Source organism: Saprospiraceae bacterium (assembly GCA_016719615.1).
Taxonomy (GTDB): Bacteria; Bacteroidota; Bacteroidia; order Chitinophagales; family Saprospiraceae; genus Vicinibacter.
In genome coordinates, this window is record JADJYQ010000009.1 from 1 (window position 1) to 17827 (window position 17827).

23 protein-coding genes and 2 pseudogenes are annotated in these 17827 nt (G+C 37.6%); 10 read left to right on the forward strand and 15 right to left on the reverse strand.

Annotated elements, in window-relative coordinates; translation table 11 throughout:
- Window positions 1-811: 811 nt before the first annotated feature.
- The 6 genes and pseudogenes from IPM92_16600 to IPM92_16625 all read right to left on the reverse strand — a co-directional run bounded on the left by IPM92_16600 (window position 812) and on the right by IPM92_16625 (window position 3833).
- Window positions 812-958: a hypothetical protein gene (locus tag IPM92_16600; protein ID MBK9109937.1), complete on the reverse strand. Its 147-nt coding sequence runs from the start codon at window positions 956-958 to the stop codon at window positions 812-814.
- Window positions 959-972: 14 nt separating this feature from the next.
- On the reverse strand, window positions 973-1140 hold the full coding sequence (locus IPM92_16605) for a hypothetical protein (GenBank protein MBK9109938.1): 168 nt from the start codon (window positions 1138-1140) through the stop codon (window positions 973-975).
- 172 nt (window positions 1141-1312) lie between these two features.
- A complete protein-coding gene (locus IPM92_16610) occupies window positions 1313-1522 on the reverse strand; it encodes a hypothetical protein (protein MBK9109939.1) in 210 nt (69 codons plus the stop codon).
- Between the two features lie 447 nt (window positions 1523-1969).
- A complete protein-coding gene (locus IPM92_16615; protein MBK9109940.1) occupies window positions 1970-2431 on the reverse strand; it encodes a HAMP domain-containing histidine kinase in 462 nt (153 codons plus the stop codon).
- 22 nt (window positions 2432-2453) lie between these two features.
- Entirely contained in the window at window positions 2454-2684 is a 231-nt protein-coding gene (locus IPM92_16620; GenBank protein ID MBK9109941.1) for a hypothetical protein, read from the reverse strand.
- Between the two features lie 468 nt (window positions 2685-3152).
- Window positions 3153-3833, reverse strand: a pseudogene (locus IPM92_16625) (response regulator transcription factor).
- A 455-nt stretch (window positions 3834-4288) separates the two neighbouring features.
- Between IPM92_16625 and IPM92_16630 the strand changes: the two are divergent.
- From IPM92_16630 to IPM92_16660, 7 genes are all read left to right on the forward strand, one after another.
- Window positions 4289-4492: a hypothetical protein gene (locus tag IPM92_16630; protein ID MBK9109942.1), complete on the forward strand. Its 204-nt coding sequence runs from the start codon at window positions 4289-4291 to the stop codon at window positions 4490-4492.
- Window positions 4493-4659: 167 nt separating this feature from the next.
- Complete coding sequence (locus IPM92_16635; GenBank protein ID MBK9109943.1) at window positions 4660-4902, forward strand: DDE-type integrase/transposase/recombinase; 243 nt, start codon at window positions 4660-4662, stop codon at window positions 4900-4902.
- Window positions 4866-5219, forward strand: coding sequence for a hypothetical protein (locus IPM92_16640; protein ID MBK9109944.1), 354 nt, complete (start codon window positions 4866-4868; stop codon window positions 5217-5219). Before IPM92_16635 ends, IPM92_16640 begins: the two co-directional genes overlap by 37 nt.
- A gap of 140 nt (window positions 5220-5359) precedes the next feature.
- A complete protein-coding gene (locus IPM92_16645) occupies window positions 5360-5560 on the forward strand; it encodes a hypothetical protein (GenBank protein ID MBK9109945.1) in 201 nt (66 codons plus the stop codon).
- 197 nt (window positions 5561-5757) lie between these two features.
- On the forward strand, window positions 5758-6117 hold the full coding sequence (locus tag IPM92_16650; GenBank protein ID MBK9109946.1) for a hypothetical protein: 360 nt from the start codon (window positions 5758-5760) through the stop codon (window positions 6115-6117).
- The gene (locus tag IPM92_16655; protein ID MBK9109947.1) at window positions 6084-6500 is read left to right on the forward strand and encodes a hypothetical protein; all 417 of its coding nucleotides are present in this window, start codon (window positions 6084-6086) and stop codon (window positions 6498-6500) included. The genes IPM92_16650 and IPM92_16655 overlap by 34 nt, the downstream gene beginning before the upstream one ends.
- Before the next feature lie 348 nt (window positions 6501-6848).
- Entirely contained in the window at window positions 6849-7142 is a 294-nt protein-coding gene (locus IPM92_16660) for a hypothetical protein (protein ID MBK9109948.1), read from the forward strand.
- Between the two features lie 347 nt (window positions 7143-7489).
- Here the strand turns inward: IPM92_16660 and IPM92_16665 are convergent, their stop codons facing one another.
- A complete protein-coding gene (locus IPM92_16665) occupies window positions 7490-7636 on the reverse strand; it encodes an SPOR domain-containing protein (protein ID MBK9109949.1) in 147 nt (48 codons plus the stop codon).
- An 894-nt stretch (window positions 7637-8530) separates the two neighbouring features.
- Complete coding sequence (locus IPM92_16670; GenBank protein MBK9109950.1) at window positions 8531-9391, reverse strand: hypothetical protein; 861 nt, start codon at window positions 9389-9391, stop codon at window positions 8531-8533.
- Window positions 9392-9629: 238 nt separating this feature from the next.
- On the opposite strand from IPM92_16670, the gene IPM92_16675 reads away from it, so the two are divergent.
- The 3 genes from IPM92_16675 to IPM92_16685 are packed head-to-tail and all read left to right on the forward strand — an operon-like array spanning window position 9630 to window position 12350.
- Window positions 9630-10949, forward strand: coding sequence for a S8 family serine peptidase (locus tag IPM92_16675; protein MBK9109951.1), 1320 nt, complete (start codon window positions 9630-9632; stop codon window positions 10947-10949).
- 43 nt (window positions 10950-10992) lie between these two features.
- The gene (locus tag IPM92_16680) at window positions 10993-11229 is read left to right on the forward strand and encodes a hypothetical protein (protein ID MBK9109952.1); all 237 of its coding nucleotides are present in this window, start codon (window positions 10993-10995) and stop codon (window positions 11227-11229) included.
- The gene (locus IPM92_16685) at window positions 11190-12350 is read left to right on the forward strand and encodes a T9SS type A sorting domain-containing protein (protein MBK9109953.1); all 1161 of its coding nucleotides are present in this window, start codon (window positions 11190-11192) and stop codon (window positions 12348-12350) included. The genes IPM92_16680 and IPM92_16685 overlap by 40 nt, the downstream gene beginning before the upstream one ends.
- Window positions 12351-12530: 180 nt before the next feature.
- Here the strand turns inward: IPM92_16685 and IPM92_16690 are convergent.
- The 7 genes and pseudogenes from IPM92_16690 to IPM92_16720 all read right to left on the reverse strand — a co-directional run bounded on the left by IPM92_16690 (window position 12531) and on the right by IPM92_16720 (window position 17802).
- Window positions 12531-13798 (reverse strand): annotated as a pseudogene (locus IPM92_16690) (adenylosuccinate synthase).
- A gap of 275 nt (window positions 13799-14073) precedes the next feature.
- A complete protein-coding gene (locus tag IPM92_16695; protein MBK9109954.1) occupies window positions 14074-14847 on the reverse strand; it encodes a sulfite exporter TauE/SafE family protein in 774 nt (257 codons plus the stop codon).
- A gap of 109 nt (window positions 14848-14956) precedes the next feature.
- Window positions 14957-15283: a GMC family oxidoreductase gene (locus tag IPM92_16700; protein ID MBK9109955.1), complete on the reverse strand. Its 327-nt coding sequence runs from the start codon at window positions 15281-15283 to the stop codon at window positions 14957-14959.
- Between the two features lie 247 nt (window positions 15284-15530).
- Window positions 15531-16190, reverse strand: a complete 660-nt coding sequence (locus tag IPM92_16705; GenBank protein ID MBK9109956.1) for a GMC family oxidoreductase N-terminal domain-containing protein — start codon at window positions 16188-16190, stop codon at window positions 15531-15533.
- Between the two features lie 144 nt (window positions 16191-16334).
- Window positions 16335-16568 carry a GMC family oxidoreductase gene (locus IPM92_16710; GenBank protein MBK9109957.1) on the reverse strand — a complete coding sequence of 78 codons (234 nt, stop codon included), beginning with the start codon at window positions 16566-16568 and terminating at the stop codon, window positions 16335-16337.
- Between the two features lie 309 nt (window positions 16569-16877).
- Entirely contained in the window at window positions 16878-17468 is a 591-nt protein-coding gene (locus IPM92_16715; protein ID MBK9109958.1) for a gliding motility-associated C-terminal domain-containing protein, read from the reverse strand.
- Window positions 17416-17802: a hypothetical protein gene (locus IPM92_16720; GenBank protein MBK9109959.1), complete on the reverse strand. Its 387-nt coding sequence runs from the start codon at window positions 17800-17802 to the stop codon at window positions 17416-17418. Before IPM92_16720 ends, IPM92_16715 begins: the two co-directional genes overlap by 53 nt.
- Between the last annotated feature and the right edge of the window lie 25 nt (window positions 17803-17827).

A 17827-nucleotide genomic window follows, 5' to 3' on the forward strand; every position in this document is an offset into this window, starting at 1 on the left:
AATTGTTTCGCGAGATAACATTTGCCTTTGCATTTTTGGAAACGAGTTTCTGTTGATGCAAATAGTCGTTTGAATAGTGTTTTGATGATATAGAAAAATACGATATTCACAATCTCCCGGGGGATCCGGAAAGGCAATTAGAAATGCTAATAAACAGATACTTAAACGCATCTTTTTCTGGCGCGGATTTGGACAAAGTTAAACATATTATGAGAAACAAATTTGCCATTCATCATATCTTATCGTAATTTTGGTCAGTTTGGCCAAATTCGCGAGGATGAATAATGAATTATTTAATGAAAGAAAAATCCTTGGATCGTAAATTTAAGGCAGAGATTTTTTCCTACTTGAAATCCTAAAACCAGACCTTCCTCACAATCAGTTTAAGAAATGCCCCTAGATAGATCAAATGCATTTTCAAAGCCATTTTCATAAAATGAATTAAAACTTCTGGGCTTTCCATTAAACTCATCTCTGGAAGCATGTGACATATCTTCATCTTATAATCCTGACCATACAATTGGGTTAATACTTCAGCTGCTGCAGCACCAAATGTTGAATGACCTGATGGGTATGCTGGAAAATTAGGCGAAAGGAAAGAAATTGTTTCCAATCCCGGGATCTAAAACTTTTGATGTAATTTTCCGGTCGCTCCAGATTATAAATATACTTTGAATTCCAACAGACAATGCCAGCATCTTGCCAATGCTAAACTTACTTTAAGGTAGGTCTCAAAACAATTTGCAGTTTCAGGCATTTCCAAATTAATAATCTGATTGGTAATGAAATCCACCTGGAAGATGGTGCAAAGTTAATCCCTGGTGATCATCACTCCAAAATTTAAGCGATCATTTGTTTCAGATGTTGATGGTGAGCTCACGGTCATCACCTCTAAAGCGTCCGTATAAAGAAGCCAGAACTTGTCGTATTTGTATTCTGGTAAAGGCTTTGAATGCAATTTTGAAACATCAATTACAAATGGTCTGACCTTACCCCAATAAGCAACAAGGGTGGCAATGGAAAGTGTTCTTCAGATGGTATCCATTTGCCATGTCCGCGAGGTATTTTATAATTTAAATCATAGATTTGAAGAAAGGCCATATGTCCAATGGTATCAGATGCGGAGTAATTATAGACCATGTTTGCGATCTCAAGCCCGAACTTTCTGACTTATCAATCAGTTCATGGTTAAACTGTTTGCTTAACAGATGCCGCTTATATTTTCGTACAATTGATTTATTTTGTTTTTAATAAAAACCGGTGCGGTTACAAAATAACGGTCCAATAAGGATTTGAAAGTCACATTTAAAGCTCATGAAAGATTATAATCGCCACTGATCGGATAGGATAGGATTTTTTCCAATCCATACTGCATTGCCAAACTTTGATGTGTTTGCTTCATCGTTGGCATACCGACCTCATATGCGGCAAGTGATATATAAGCGAAAGTTCTTGCTGAAATAGGCGCCCTATACCCTTCTGTAAATCTATCCGCTTCCCAAAATAAACCCACCCAATCCAAAAGCAATTCATTTGCCTGTTTCTCCCCATGGGCTTATTTTTTAATTCCATTTGAATTGAATATGAAAAAACCTAAAACCAGGATAATGACTCAACAATCATACCATCCTTAGACTTATCACATTTAATGGAACAATTTTAAGAAATGATATATTCAATTTCATTTATGAAGTAATCTCCTATTTTATTCAAAAATTTAAATCAATTAAAATTAATATTCCTCCAAACTTGGGATTGCCTTTGGGATGAATCAAAGATCAACCTGAATCTTGTTTTATTTTCAAATGATTGATCAATGCTGATTTTAACTTTATGCAAATCCAAAAATTTGATGGACTAGAGACAAACCTATACCGGAACCCATTTATGGAAGCATGTTGTGGACTCCTGTAAAATGGTTTAAAAATATGTATTGCTTCATCACTTGTGATTCCTGTTCCCCGGATTTTCAATATCTACTGCAAAACATTCTTTCTTGATATTTCATTCTCAATTCCACTAACTTATCCGGACTATACTTACATCCATTATCCATAAGATTTTTAAAAGCCGTTTTTAAAAGTGATTCATTACCCACAATCAATAACTCATTTTCATCTTCAGGTAAATTTTCTATTTCAACTACAATTTTATATTCCGGGTGATTTTTAAGTAATTCTTCTTTTGCCTGCCAAATCATTTCATCAATCCTAAGAAATTTAAATTCAACATCATTGTTTTCAAGGGTAATTCTTGATAATTGCATCAAATTATTAGTCACATCATTCAAGCCTTTTGTATCGTCCAAAATAGATTTTAAAGTTTGCACATAGTCCGCTTTTTTCTCTCTCTTTTGCAAAGTTACTTCCACCTGACTAGCGATAACGCTGATTGGATTTTTCAACTCATGCGACAAATGTGAAATGAACATTTTTTGATTTGAAAACGCTTTTTCAATTCTGATAACAAATTATTGAAGGTATCAACCAATCTCGATAATTCATCTTTTGATTGGATAAACTCAATCGTTGATTCATGTTTGCCGGCAAAATTGCGTCCACTTGATTCATGATATTATTGATCGGAGCAAGAGCCTGACCGGCAAAAATCCAACCACCTAAGGCTACTAACGCTATGAGAATAAAGAAAAACGATCCACAAAATGCGCTGTAAAAAAATTGCAAGCTTTCGGAAGTAAAACAGCCTCAGCTATGATAGTATATTGGGTATCCTGTCTGTTTTTGTATAACATTCCCAATGCCTTGTAATGTTTATGTTCAAACCGAAGATCTTTTGACTCTTTAATTTGCTCTAAAATTTGAACTGGGATATCATCAGGCAATGGATTAAAGCTATATACCGCTTATACTCATCATTATAAACTGAAATATTTTCAGTATAAAGAGGAATATCATTAATACTATCCAAAACATGCTTGCTCTTTTGAATGACCAAGCCAGAGTTATAACCATGTCTGCAGTCATAATGGCTTTGGATTTCCGATTGCCGTAAAATTCATTTTTAACTTTCAAACTGAATTCATAGTATATAAAAACCAAGGCAAAGACCATTATGACCGCCACGATCAATATAAACTGCATGGTTAATCGGCTTGATTTGCATAAACTAGGATAACACGTACTGGTCTGAAATTACTTTTCCTCTTTAAAGATATACCCTGGAACCGAATACGGTGTGAATTAATTTATTCGCAAAGGGTCTATCAATTTTATTTCTCAAATAATTAATATAAACTTCAATCACATTGGTGCTGATATCAAAATCTATATCCCAAACTTTTTCTGTGATTTCCGATTTAGGAATAACCCTAGCCTGGGTTGTTGATAAAATACATCAATAGGCAAATTCCTTTGGAGTAAGTTCAATTTTTATACCAGCTCGCATCACTTTTTCGAATCAACATCCATGATGATGTCTGCATATGTTAAAACCGCTGGCTGTCTCTTTCCCGACTGACTTCTTCTGGCCAGCGCTTTAACTCTTGCCATAAGTTCTTTAAATTCAAATGGCTTGGTCAAATAATCATCCGCCCCACAGTCCAATCCAACGACTGTATTGTCAGTGCCAATCAAAGCTGTTAATAGCAATATAGGAATGGAATTGCCTGTATCCCTAATCTTTCTTACCAAATCAAAACCGTTAAGTTTTGGAATCACGACATCTGAAACAATCACATCGTATTCTGCTGACGTTGCGAGATTAAATCCAACTTCACCATCATAAGCAACATCCACTTGAAATTGATTTTCTACAAATCCCTTTTTAAGTGTTTCAACAGCTTTTATTTCATCTTCAATTAATAGTATTTTCATAGAGGCTGTATAATTACAGATTATTCAACTGTTTTCATCATCAACTAAGGCAGTTTCGTCAATTCTAAGCAAATTTTAATATTAGAATTGTTCTAAGGAGACAGCGCAGTGTAATACTCCCCTAAATTGAGACCAGAGGTTTAGTTAAAAAAAACACTTAAATTTACTAGACCTTGAAAAAACAAGACGTAAATTTACCGGGGGCCTTTATGGCCAGTGTGGCTTTAAAGCCAAACAAAAAAGACTATGGCTGATCTTAGTCTTCAGTTTGATGTTAATCCCTTAGGATTTCCAAGTGGAAAACTGAATTTTTAGAGAACATGGGATCTATTTTCGACAACTCAAAATCAGCTCAGTATGATACTGATTCAGCTGAAATGGAGAAATTGTATGCACAAATCGGCCAATTGAAAGTAGAGAATGATTTTTAAAAAAAGTTGCAAGAAACTGGGGATATGAAACAACGAATAGAGATGGTGCATACGAAACCACAAAAGCTGAGTATTCGCAAACAGTGTGATCTATTGAACGTACCAAGGGCGCACACTTATTACCAGCCTGTTCAGGAAAAGCCTGAAAATGTTAAAATGATGAATATCATGGATAAGCATTTGTTACAGCACCCGACAGAAGGGGTTAAATCAATGGTGAATCTTTAAAGGAAAAAGGATATCCGGTAGGTCCTAAACGAATAAGGAGGTTGTTTAAGGTTATGGGATGGCAAACAATATATATCGCCGCAAAACCTAACAAAACAGGGCCCAAAGCAATTTATTAAACCGTATTTACTCAGAAATCTGGAAATCACACATGCCAATCAGGTTTGGTGTACCGATATTACGTACATCCGATGTCTAAAGGATTTATGTACATGATTGCCTTCATTGATGTTTATAGTCGCAAAATCATGGGCTGGAGTATAAGTAATAGTATGAGTAAACAATGGTGTGTTGCTGCTTTAAAAGAAGCCATTGCTGTCAATGGTAAACCCAATATTATAAACTCGAATCAGGTTCTCAATTTACAAGTGCGATGTGGACTCATTATTTGGAATCTGAAAAGATATTGATCTCAATGGATGGCAAAGGAAGAGCTACAGATAATACCTGGATTGAAAGATTCTGGAAAACTTTAAAGTACGATTATATTTATTCAATCCATGCGATAATGGTTTTGAACTTTTTGAAGGAGTTCAAAACCATATCGCCTATTACCACCGGAAAATGCACCAAACTACCGGACAAACTCCCAATAAACGATACGATGATTCCATTAAAAATCATGCAGCTTAATATGAATTTTATTAACTTAACGAACTCAACTTTTGGTCCAATAAATGGGGAGTATTACACAGCCACAGCCCCAATCTACCTTTGCCTAATGTAATTTTTTATATTTCATCAAATCAAGTTAAATTATGAATCCCTATTTAAAACGTTTCTTATTTTGTTTAACTGCTTTTTCATCACTTTTCATAGCATCGTGTAGCAAAGATACCGACGATAAGGAACCAGATGATAAGATAAATGAAAACCTCGTATCAGGATATCCCTGCTGAAGTTGCTGTAGAATGGAACAAAATGTTCCTCGAAATTGAACGATTTGCCGCCGGCTACAGACCAGGGCCAGCTCCAAGAGCTTTGGGTCTTATGGGTCTTGCTACTATGAAGCGTGCATTTCTGGAATGCCTGATTACAACCCATAGCAAGCAGATATTCAGGTTTTGACAATTACCAAGGCTGAAGCCGATACCGAGTACCATTGGCCAACTGTTGTTCATGCTATTTATTCAACCATGATTCCGCGCTTCTTTCCCAATATTCACTCGAGTGTTTCGAGCAGAGTAAGCGGACTTATTAGTTCTTTTTAAACAGTGAAAGTACCTGGCTGAGGCTGGCGAAGAATTGTAACAGATCCTATAAATTTGGTCAGACTGTTGGACTTGAAATGTGGGATTGGTCAACAACAGATGCCGTGGGCCATGATCATTGGCAAAGATCCTTTTGGAACCTACAGCTGGCAGGCTAATTTTAAAGGTCCGGGTAACTGGAAACCCACAGAACCTGGACCGGACAAGCCAATGGGAGCGGTATATTGCAAAGTGAGAACCTTTGCTATTACTGAAACAGATAAAATCTGTTTGCCGCCAAGTGCATATTATATGCAATATAGTGAAGACCCAAAGTCCGAATATTATTCTCCAGGCTTACAGGTTTATACTAAAAATGCTGCATCAAGTTACCTTGTTGAATGGATCGGGAATACTGGAGCGACGATTTATTAAATTTAACTTTTAGTCCAGGACCAAGATGGATTGCTGTCGCTAATCAAATCATCAACATTGAAAAATCAAATTTAGAAACGGCAATTGAAGCCTATGCAAAATGCGGCATGGCATTGAATGATGCTGCGGTGGGTTGTTGGAACTCAAAGTATTATTACAGTATTGAAAGACCTGACACCTATATTAAAAAAGTGATTGATCCAAACTACAAACCAAATTTGGACAATCCACTTACTGGAGATGTAGGATTTACGCCACCTTTCCCCGCTTATCCTTCAGGTCACTCAACCATGGGAGCCGCTGGTGCAGAAGCTTTAGCCAGCGTTTTTGGATATTCCTATAGCATGACTGACCGTTGTCTTGAAGGCCGTGTAGGAATTTGAAGGCGTCCCAAGAACTTTTGAAGTTGTATGAAATGGCACTTGAAAAATGCCTGGTCAAGAGTTTTGTTAGGAGTTCACTGGAGAATGGATTGTGACGAAGGCGTCCGTTATGGACCGTTATTGGCCGTAAAATTAATGCACTCCCTTGGAAAAATAATGAACTTACTCATTCATGATGAATTCAAATAAATACTAGGTAAGTAAGTACTGAAATTATTCAATTAGAATGCCTCTTTAAGTGAAGACTTAAAGAGGTATTTTTTTTTTTAAACCAATAAACATTTTTTATTAAATTTAGGATACCTATGAAAACTTGCAAATGTTCAATTTCGGTACTCAGAATTGACTGTGATCATTTTCATCAGCTCCCTATTTTCTTGCCGAGAAATTAAGATAGATAAACAATACTTTCCCGATGGAAAATTATCGAGAACTACTGAATACAAAAACAATAAAAAACATGGAACCATGGTTGATTATTTCTCCAATGGCAAAATAAAATCAATCCGAAATTTTGCAAACGACCATCAGGAAGGCAGAAATATCTATTACTACAATACCGGGATACTCAAAGAAGTCCAATATTATAGTGAAGGATTGCAGGTTCAGGCTGATAGTAGTTGGGACGAAAACGGGAACTAACTGCGGTAATGAACTTCCAAAATGGATTGAAGCATGGTAAGCTTATGAAATTTGACAGTCTTGGGCAAGTTAAATTTTCTGCAGCCTATGAACGGGATAGTCTCGTTGAAGTAAATGGTGTCATCTTAGCGCGCTAATTCCTAATTGTCATTTCCATGCAAAACCAAACAATCCAAATTTTCACAGCCGGTTGGGTTCTTATACCTTGCATAAAGTTAACGTACAACATAATTTAATAACAGTCAGAAGATTTGCATTACAGATATTTGCACGAAGTAATAATCACTCAAAAAAAAAGCCGGTGCAAGACCGGCCTTTTTATGTTTTACTAGGATAGTTAAAAACTCTTACAAGCGATATAATTTTCCATTTTCTTCTACTACAAGATAAGCTTCTTTAAATCCCCGTGATTTTAATTTGACCAAAGCTTCTTTAGCAGCTGGTTCTGATTTATAATTTCCCAGAACGATGATGGTCCATCCATTTTGGTCCAATGTTCGATTTTGCCCAAATCGCTGATTTTACTAACATCAAACCAATCCGGAGCCTTATACTCTGATACGTGAATTTTGTATTTTCCGGCTTCTTCTTCCTCTTCAACCGGAATTGTCTTTTCAGATTCGTTTTGTACACCTATTTTCGGTGCTTCGGATTTACTCAAGGCTTTAGCAATGAGACTTGCTCTGTCATCTCTGGCAATATCAGTTACGATAAAAGCGTCTTTCGCACCATTGGCTTTTACAATTTTCATCGCAGCTATAGCTTCATTAATATCAGCAAAACCGCCTATTCGAATTTTCATAACCTCGTCCACTTTTACTTTATAGACATCCCCATACGCTGCAAATTTTACAAAACGCTCATCCATTCTGGAGTTATACTTCGTTAAAGAAGTGATTTGAATAAAATATAACTTCGGATTTTGGGCCAGTTTTTAGTCTGCGTCACTTGTTCCTCTGCAACAAGCGTTTCTTGAGAGACTAAATTCTCCTCTGTAATGCGGGCAGGATTTTCAATAATTGCAAGTTCCTTGGTTTCTATAGTTTTTATTACAGGAGCTTTTTGATCCTGATTTTGTTTTAATTGAAAGCTATGATAAATATCATCCGCACCTTTGCCGCCATATCTATTGGAAGTAAAATACCCTTCATTTTCTTATCTAAAATAAAATAATATTCGTCCATAGATGAATTAACACAAGAACCCATATTTTCTACAAGACCTGCATTGCCTTCTTGAAAGTTGCGCTTTAAAAACATCTAAACCACCAAAACCTGTGAGCCAATCTGATGAAAATATAAAGTGCCGTTTTTGAAGAAAGGAGACAATTCATTTCACCAGAATTGATAACAGCACCTAAATTTGCAGGTTCGGTCCAGTTGTTTTCTTCAAGAAGGCGAAACATAAATGTCATATCCGCCATAACCGCCGGGTTTGTTGGAAGCAAAATAGAGTACTCTTCCTTTTTCTGTTAGACATGGAAAACCAACGGAATAACCGGCCACGTTGAATGTGAAAGGACGAATGTTGGTCCAGGATCCCGCTGCATTAATATCAGCCATATGTATTTCCAATTTGATATCATGCATCAAAATGCGCTGCAATTCGTAATCTCCGGCTTTGCTAAACACACAAAAGCTATTATCCTCTGTAACAGAAATATTTCCAAAACCCCTTGCTTCTCTGGATAATAAGTCCGCTAGTCCGGTTTGTATTGTCTTTGCTTCACCGGATTTAATGTTAAAATCATTTTTTGTCCGGAAACAAAAACCAGTTGCTCGTTTACGATTACGGGCGCAAAATCTGCAAGGAGAAGTATTACTTTCCAGATTTGTCAACTTACAATTGTTAGGTTTGTGGAGCTGTTGGTAAGCATAATCGCAAGTTTCCGCAAAATAATTTCCAATGACCGGGTTATGCTTGGCGTATTCCAGAAAATATTTTTTCGCTTTCATAAAATCTCCCTGCCCTCTTAGCATATCTGCATATTCGTAAAAAACATCGGGATCCGACTGCGGAGTTTGGAGCAATTGGGAATACAAAATATCTGCTTTTTCAAATTGAGCTGTTCTTTTGTAACACAAAGCCAGCGCATTCAACAAACCCACATCAGCCGGTTCGCTAATTTGCGCAAGTTCAAATCCGGGAATGGCCTCACTGTAGTTTTTATGCTCAAAATGAAGAAAGGCTTCTTTCAAAGTACTGCTTTGGGATGAGCTCTGAGCAATCAGTTGAGACAATAGGAGCACACCTGATAGAATCAATAATTTTTCATACTTTGAATTTTGGTTAAAATAGATAGAATCTTGTTATTAAAGCGCTAATATATAAAGATTTTATAATCTATTATAAATATGATAAAAATCATTAATATATTTTGATTCCTCCAAACGTTTTAGATATTGCAGGACAAATCCCGGAAATATCCCCTTCCATGACAGTCTTGAAAAATTCTTTAAAAAACCTATTTTTGCAAGCTTTCTGTGCTTGATTTTCCCAATATTAAACGGTTCTGCTCAGGAACTTCGCCACCGCCAGGGCGAGTTGATTATACAGTTTAAATCTGATTATAATGTATTGAATATTAATACTTTAAACAAAAGATTACGAAATGATTGGATTTTACTAAGCCCTCAAAAGCAACTCGGAAATGTTTGGAATATCTGGCTTTTTGAATTTGACCATACCAGGTACTCGGCAGCCGAACTGATGGAATCGATTTCAACTTATGATTTCGTTTTAAACATTCAGAGAAATCACCTGCTACAATATCGCGTGAAGCCGAATGATCCTTTATTTCAATTACAATGGCATCATTTTAATGACGCTTCTTCGGGAGGTGTCGCAGATGCCGATTTTGATACGGATTTAGCCTGGGATTTTTGCACTGGAGGACTTACAGAAAACATGGACAGTATTGTCATCTGCATCATTGACGATGGCCTCGAAATTCAACATGAAGATATTGCACCTAATATGTGGAGGAATTATGCAGAAATTCCCGGAAACGGAATAGATGACGATCGCAATGGATATATTGATGATTTTCTAGGTTGGAATAGTTTTAAGCAAAATGACCAAATTGATAGCGAAAAACATGGCACTGCGGTAGCCGGACTCGCAGGAGCTAAGGGCAATAATTCTATGGGAATCAGTGGTATAGCATGGCATAATCAAATGATGTTTGTTGCCGGAGGCGGTGATGAAGCCAATGCCATTGAATCTTATGCCTACCCACTCTATTTCAGAAGACTCTACAATCAATCCAAGGGTAGTAAAGGCGCTTTTGTGGTTGCTACCAATTCATCCTGGGGCGCTGATCTCGTTAAAGCTGAAGACTCGCCTATTTGGTGTGCCATTTATGATAGTCTTGGCAAAGAAGGCATTCTAAACATAGCTTCTACAACGAATCAAAACATAGATGTAGATGTTGAGGGCGATATGCCCACAACATGCATCAGTGAATATTTGCTTGCGACGACCAATGTCACTGACCAAAATGTCAAAAAAGTAAATGCAGGTTATGGAAAAACGTCTATTGACATAGGAGCATACGGAGAGTCCACCTATTCCACTTATATCAATAATTCGTATCGCTTTTTCGGTGGTACAAGCGCTGCAGCTCCTCAGGTTACCGGTACCGTTGGTTTATTATATTCTCTACCCTGTAGCCATCTTGATGAGTTAGCCTTAACTGAGCCTGCAAAAGCGGCTCTGGTGGCGAGAACCTGCGATTTATCCGATACAATTCAGGTATCGAAAACTAGGACAGACCTTATGGAAGGATACTATAATTTATCAGGGTAACGCTATCATTTTTACCAAACTTGAATCCTGTACCGATTATGAGTTGCAAATCAAAAATTTATGCCCGCGATATGCTGAGCATTTTTCAGATATCAGAATCGTCAGAAGTGCGGGCTGCTGTGATCCGATTTCTAATATAAAATTATTTCAAAACACAGGTTCAGCCGTTTCATTTAGTTTTACAGATCCCACAGCTGTTGCGCTTTATACAGCTTTGCTCAAAAAATCGGGAACTTCACAATGGGATACTTTTTATTTCAATCGGGATCATCCTTATTAAAATTCGATCAATTGGAGATTTGTACTGCATATGAATTATTCGTCTATTCGCATTGCAATGGCAAATTAAGTGCCGCTTCGGAGACTTTATATTTTACTACGAACGGATGTGAGGCTTGCACCAATCTGGATTATTGCAGAAGATTCAGACCTTCTTCAGAACTTGAGTGGCTGCATGCGATCGAAGTGGACCAGGAATCTTTTATCAGTGGCAACAATGCAGGTTATGGTAATTATGTAGGTAGTAACCAACAATGGACATTCGAAAAATCGAAAAAATATCAAATTACTTTGAAGACCGGCTATCTATCAGATACAAGTACTATGGTAGCCGCAGCCTGGATTGACTGGAACCAGGACGGTTTATTTGATGATGCAGAAAATTATGCAGTTCCCACTTTACAATTTAAATATCAAATAAATTATTCGCTCACGATACCAACTAACGCTCGTTCGGGTTGGACGCGAATGAGGGTGATTCTGAAATTTGCTGAATTTTCTTCCAGCACTCCCCTGGCTTGTTTTCAATCCCTTGAATTTGGCGAATATGAAGAATATTGCGTTTACATTTCGGAAGGATTGTGCCCAGCTATAAATAATGTGGACCTCATAGAATTAAAAACGAATTCTGCCCAATTTCTTTTGAGCTCTCATCCTGCATCCGAATTCGAATACGCTTATCGAAAATTGTATCAAGATGATTGGGTTAAAGGAGTAACGCATTCAAGAATTCTTGAGCTGAATGCTCTCGATAGTTGCAGTAAATATCAATTAAAAGTAAGCGCGAATTGTTTGAACGAACTTTCAAAACCCTTTACCTTATATTTCCAAACCAGAGGTAAAGATTGTGCGGTCGCCAATGAAGATCCAAACATCGAAAATTTGATCAAGATATATCCGAATCCTTGTTTTGATCAGGCTTACCTGAAGTTTGAAAATCCCTCGCAGGTTTCGAGAATTGACTGCTACGATCTAAATGGAAAGAAAAATTCTCTTCCTTTTGTTCAAGTTGAATCTGCTAAGGTATTAATGGAAACACAAACTTTGACAAACGGGTATTATCTTTTAAAAATAAGCCTAACAGATGGTAGTTTTTGGGCTCTAAAATTTTGTAAAATTTGAAATTACAATGTTAAGGATAAACATCTTTTGAGTCTTCAAAGATTGCGAAGTTGGTTACCTATACAATGAATTTCATTTCAGCAGATAATCTGCGTACAATAATCAATTTAGTATTAGAAAACCAAACCACTGAAGACCTAAGTCCAACTTAAATATACCGCAAAAAATTTATAGCTATCCTTAAAGCACAATGAGTTCATCTCGTCCGGGACCATTGGAAAGTAAGCTGATCTTTGTTTGACAAAACTGTTCTGTAAATTTTAAATACGATTTCATTTGTAAAGGCAGGTTTGAAAAATTTTTACAATGACTGACATCCTGCATCCAGCCATCAAATTGTTTGAGTTGTATACTGTCAATTGTGCTGAGATCAAAAGGAAGTTCTACATCTTCCGGATGGTTAGGTGTTTTATAGCTATTGACCAATTGAATGGTCTCAAATTCATTGAGTACATCAATTTTAGTCATGCATAAGTCGGTCACCCCATTGATCATATTGCTATACTTCAATTGCACCAGATCAAGCCAGCCACAACGCCTTGGGCGACCAGTGGTCGATCCAAATTCATTACCAGCTTTTCTCAGCCGCTCACCTGTTTCATCAAGTAATTCAGATGGAAATGGCCCCGATCCAACCCGGGTACAATAAGCTTTGGTAATCCCAATGATCTTTCTAATTTTATTTGGTGCAACACCAAGTCCCGTGCAAATACCAGCAGCAATCGTATTTGAAGAAGTAACGTATGGATAGGTACCAAAATCGACATCCAACATGGAGCCTTGTGCCCCTTCCGCCAGAATATTTGCGCCATTTGATAAAAGCTTATCTAGCCAATACACTCCATTGGTTGTTTGTAATTGAGAAATGTTTTGAATGGCTTCAAACCATTTGATTTCCTCTGCTTCGATATCAAATTCCACAAGAGGAAATTGTTTTAAAATTGCAGATGCTTTTCCTTTAATGAATTGTAGGCGGATAGAAACCCCGGCAACTGTATATCGCCAATACGCAAACCATTACGCCCAGTCTTGTCCATGTAACAAGGGCCAATACCACGTAAAGTAGATCCAATTTTGGATTTGCCCTTTGCATTTTCAGAAGCCAGATCAATCCATCGATGGCTGGGCACAATAAGATGAGCACTTTTGGAAATAAGTAGTCGATCTTTTAAATCAGCTACCGTCCCAATGGTTTTAGCAATTTCAGCAGCTAAAGGAATTGGATCTATGACGACTCCATTTCCGATAAAATTATAAGTATTAGGCCTAAATATTCCGGAAGGAAGTGTATGGAGCACAAATTTTTGTCCATTTATATATAAAGTGTGTCCGGCATTGGGTCCGCCTTGAAAACGGCAAACGGCCTGGTATTGATCTGCTAGGTAATCGACGATTTTTCCTTTCCCTTCATCACCCCATTGCAGACCAAGAATTGCATCAACGGGCATATTTTGAGTTTCGTAAAGTAAAAAGCGAAGGTAGGAAAAACAGCGCACATATTGAACTTACAGCGATGCTTTACTTTGGGAACTTCCAATAAGCTGAACCATAAGAGCAGATTCAGTTAATAATTTAAAAAAAGTAAGCAAAACTTGAAACAGTAATAGTCTAATATCAAATTAAACTCAAAATTTTAAGCAGCTTAGATCAAAGAAATTTATAATTTCAAAAATGATGAATTTGCTTAGAAACCAATAGATCAAAAAATAAAGCTATTACCACACTAGACCCAGCCAAGTCCAATACCCAAAGCCAACAAAAGTACCATAATGGCAACTATGGTTTGAATCTGCTCTAAAAGTATTTTCTTCAATAATTTATTGCCAATAAATGCGCCTAACATAGCTGAAAGGCTAGGAAACAAAAGCCAGCTCCAATCCAGGTTTGTGGTCATCGCATTAAATTGACTTGCATAAACGCTTAAGCGGCTTACATCTACAAGACTTGATATCGCGACTGTGGTTGCTACGAAAGTTTCCTTTGGCATCCGCGTTTTAATGAGAAATGCACTGCGCAAGGCACCCTGATTGCCAGATAATCCGCCAAAAAATCCACTTATCAATCCGCCCCAAATCAATTTGTCACTTGAAAATTGAAGCTTCTTTACAGCAGGTAATAAGTCCATGAGTGCAAAAATGATAAGCAAGAAACTGATCATCAACTTTAAAGGATAAATAAAAAAATTTTTGTCGAATAAAGTGTATGAATACAAAGCTTGGCTATCAGGAATAGAGATTAGTATCCAGGATCCCAAAATGGCAGCGAGAACAGCGGGCAGTCCAAAATATAAGAGAATCGATTTATTTATTTGACTTCCCGTTAAATAGAGCTTGAAAATATTATTTCCAAAATGTACGATTGCCGTAAACGCGACCGCGGTTTCTACGGGAAGGTAAATTAAAAATACAGGTGTCAGCAAAGTACCCAAACCAAAACCTGAAAAAAAAGTCAATATCGCAGCCGCAAAAGCAATCAATGAAATGAAGAAAATTTCCATAGTATTACTATTTCGGACAACAAATAATTTATCTGCAACCCTAGGCTTTGTAAATATAATCCAATGCTTAATATACAAGTACGCCTATACCGAATTCTTCACATTAGCTTTAAATGGAATTATGACTAAACATTAATTCCTCGACAGTCTTCTGTGTGCGACCAGGCTTTTCATCTATCATGCTCATTGCATATTCGCACATGGCGGTGATGGTCAATGAAGGGTTCACACCCGGATTGGCCTGAATCATCGATCCATCCAATACGTAAAAATTAGCATACCCATGTAATTGCATCCGATCATTGATGACGCTTCGCTCTGAATTTATACCCATTTTACAACCACCCAAGATATGGGCTGTTGTTGCCATCCCAAACATGACTTCAGTGAGTGCATTTTGAGGAATTCCTTTGACTTTGGCAGCGTAGTTTAGCATAGCCTTCTGACCCACTTTTATAAATTCCGAATTTATATTTAGCCCGGATCAATAAGCCGCATGCCCGCACCCCATATTGTTTTGCGCCATTTCATTTGAAGGCTATAAGGTAAAGTCTGCATGATTAAGAAAATTAAGGAATGGCGGGCTAGATCCTTATTCAAAATCACCTTCAAATGTGCTAAAGGCCGACGAATAAAATGAGACAACAAACTTCCTATTCTTTGAAACCTATTCCCATCTGAAGCTACAGGGCCTGCCAATCTAAACATGGAACCGGAACCATCGGATATTTGCACAATTCTACAAATGTATGTTTGTCAGGATTAAACATGGTACTGATGGCTACCCCGTGGTTTAGTTTTTGATCTAATACAGTGGCTCCCGAAATCATTTCTGAATTGGTAAGCAGCTGGTCGCCAAGAGTAGGACTCAGGTTTATTAGTGTTTTGTATTGAAATTTTTGACGGAACAACAAATCCAGTGTACCTATAACGCCGGCACTTAATACAATTCCCTTGGTATGAAATACTTTATTTTTTAAAAAAATATTTGTTGCAGATCTGGTATGCACAACATATGATCCATCCGCAGCTTGTTCAATTTTAAAAACTTTCATTTCGGGGATGATGCTTGCGCCAAAATATTTTTCAGCAAACCACAAATAATTTTTATCCAGACTATTTTTGGCTTCATGCCTGCAACCCACCATGCAGCCTGCACATTCAATGCATGGTCTTCGAACGGGGCCCAAACCATTAAAATAGGGATCACCATCTGAATCACCCAGGTAGACACCAATGCGATCCACATGCCTATAAGTTTGTCCAACTCCCATGTCATGAGCAACTTGTTTCAATATTTCATCTGCATAGTGCTCTTTATCATAACGAGTACTGCCCAGCATAAATCTGGCTTTATCATAAAAAGGCTTCAGTACAGACTTCCAGTCTTTGATAACACTCCAGCTTGGGTCCTCAAAAAAATGAATCCGGTGGCATCATGTGCACATTAGCATAAACCAAAGATCCACCACCAACACCTACACCTGTTAGTACAAACAGTTTTTAAAAAAACTCATTTGCATAATTCCAAAACATCTGAGAAAAGGAATCCACAAAAACTTTCTCAAATTCCAATTAGATTTTGGAAAATCGGAGGCTGCCCATCTTTTGCCCTTTTCCAATACAAGCACGCGATATCCTTTTTCAGAAAGCCGCATAGCCGCTACTGAACCTCCAAAGCCTGAGCCAATTACGATGTAGTCGTAGGGTGTATCTGCCATGCGTTAAAGTTAATGTAAAATGATTGTTGGGGAAAGAAATTAGGAGTATGGAATATGGTTATTATGGAGCAAAGTACGGAGGTGATGTTTGTATATAATAATTGATACACCTTTTTTCAATTTCATAACTTACAGACGTTAATATTACTTTTTTAAGGCGATATGAATACAAGAAGCAGTTGTAAGTTTAATATAGATTATCTGATTATCAGACTCGCAGACTGGAACAATGGTTAATAATTAATGCCCAAGTGTCAGCCAAAATTCTACACACTTACAATCCTCCTTACAGACCAGCAGACCTCTCCCTCATCGCACCAACGTCACTTCCCCTTTCTTCATTTTCTTTCCCGCTCCCGCAATTTCATAATGCACAATATATGGATATACACCTGGTATCATGAAACGATCCTGGCTTCTTCCGTCCCAGCCTTTGTGTTTATCATTTGATTCAAATAGCTGATTGCCCCAGCGATCGTATATCTGCAACAAATAGGAAGTCATCAGTTCGCAGTTGACAGTTGGCAGGAATAGGTCGTTGATGTTATCGCCGTTGGGACTAAATACATTGGGCAGGTAGATGTCTTCACGGATTTGTGATATGCTTAAACTCAGTTCTGCGGGCACAACACAAGGACCTGGCGAACTGATCGTAAATTGCGTGATGTCATTGGACTTTAATCTGACCAGACTACAAGGTGGATCCAGGCAATCAACCTGGTTGGAGGGTGTCCAAATGTAATTTGTACCTCCACCTGCTTTGAATGTAATTTCTTTGCAGGGATCGATGATCGTATCGCCGGTAACTGTAATGATTTGTTTGGCTAAGATCAACACTTCCATGCTGTCAAGCCATTGTCTGCAATCGTCTGCTGCCTGTAGGTAGAGTCTCTTTGCCAATCCCGCTTGGATAAAAATTTGTGTTGAGACTTTCTGGATGATCAAAATTTCCCTGAGCTGATTGCCAATTGAACTTGGCATTGCCTGTAAACGTTCCATTTAATTTTAGGATCTCGCCTTCGCAGATTGTGGTATCAACTCCGGCATTTAAGCTAGTTGAATTGCCCGGTTTGATGGTCAGATCTATGTTTAATGTGCTGTCACAACCACTTACATTCGTTAGTAACTGTTTATAAACTCCTGTAGATGTATATAAACGGTTATTGATGACCGCAGAATCACAATGGGTTTGGCTCAGTGTGCCGATTGTGCGATTGTTTATCTTCAGATCCAATGTAAGAATACTATCGCAACCACTA

What these genes read in the sequence shown, in the direction of transcription:
- IPM92_16605 (MBK9109938.1), bottom strand. Translation starts at nt 1,140, where the DNA reads ATGGTCTATAATTACTCCGCATCTGATACCATTGGACATATGGCCTTT.
- IPM92_16615 (MBK9109940.1), bottom strand. Translation starts at nt 2,431, where the DNA reads ATGTTCATTTCACATTTGTCGCATGAGTTGAAAAATCCAATCAGCGTT.
- IPM92_16630 (MBK9109942.1), top strand. Translation starts at nt 4,289, where the DNA reads ATGAAACAACGAATAGAGATGGTGCATACGAAACCACAAAAGCTGAGT.
- IPM92_16640 (MBK9109944.1), top strand. Translation starts at nt 4,866, where the DNA reads ATGTGGACTCATTATTTGGAATCTGAAAAGATATTGATCTCAATGGAT.
- IPM92_16645 (MBK9109945.1), top strand. Translation starts at nt 5,360, where the DNA reads ATGAAAACCTCGTATCAGGATATCCCTGCTGAAGTTGCTGTAGAATGG.
- IPM92_16655 (MBK9109947.1), top strand. Translation starts at nt 6,084, where the DNA reads ATGGATCGGGAATACTGGAGCGACGATTTATTAAATTTAACTTTTAGT.
- IPM92_16685 (MBK9109953.1), top strand. Translation starts at nt 11,190, where the DNA reads ATGGGATACTTTTTATTTCAATCGGGATCATCCTTATTAAAATTCGAT.
- IPM92_16695 (MBK9109954.1), bottom strand. Translation starts at nt 14,847, where the DNA reads ATGGAAATTTTCTTCATTTCATTGATTGCTTTTGCGGCTGCGATATTG.
- IPM92_16700 (MBK9109955.1), bottom strand. Translation starts at nt 15,283, where the DNA reads ATGCTAAACTACGCTGCCAAAGTCAAAGGAATTCCTCAAAATGCACTC.
- IPM92_16705 (MBK9109956.1), bottom strand. Translation starts at nt 16,190, where the DNA reads ATGCTGGGCAGTACTCGTTATGATAAAGAGCACTATGCAGATGAAATA.
- IPM92_16710 (MBK9109957.1), bottom strand. Translation starts at nt 16,568, where the DNA reads ATGGCAGATACACCCTACGACTACATCGTAATTGGCTCAGGCTTTGGA.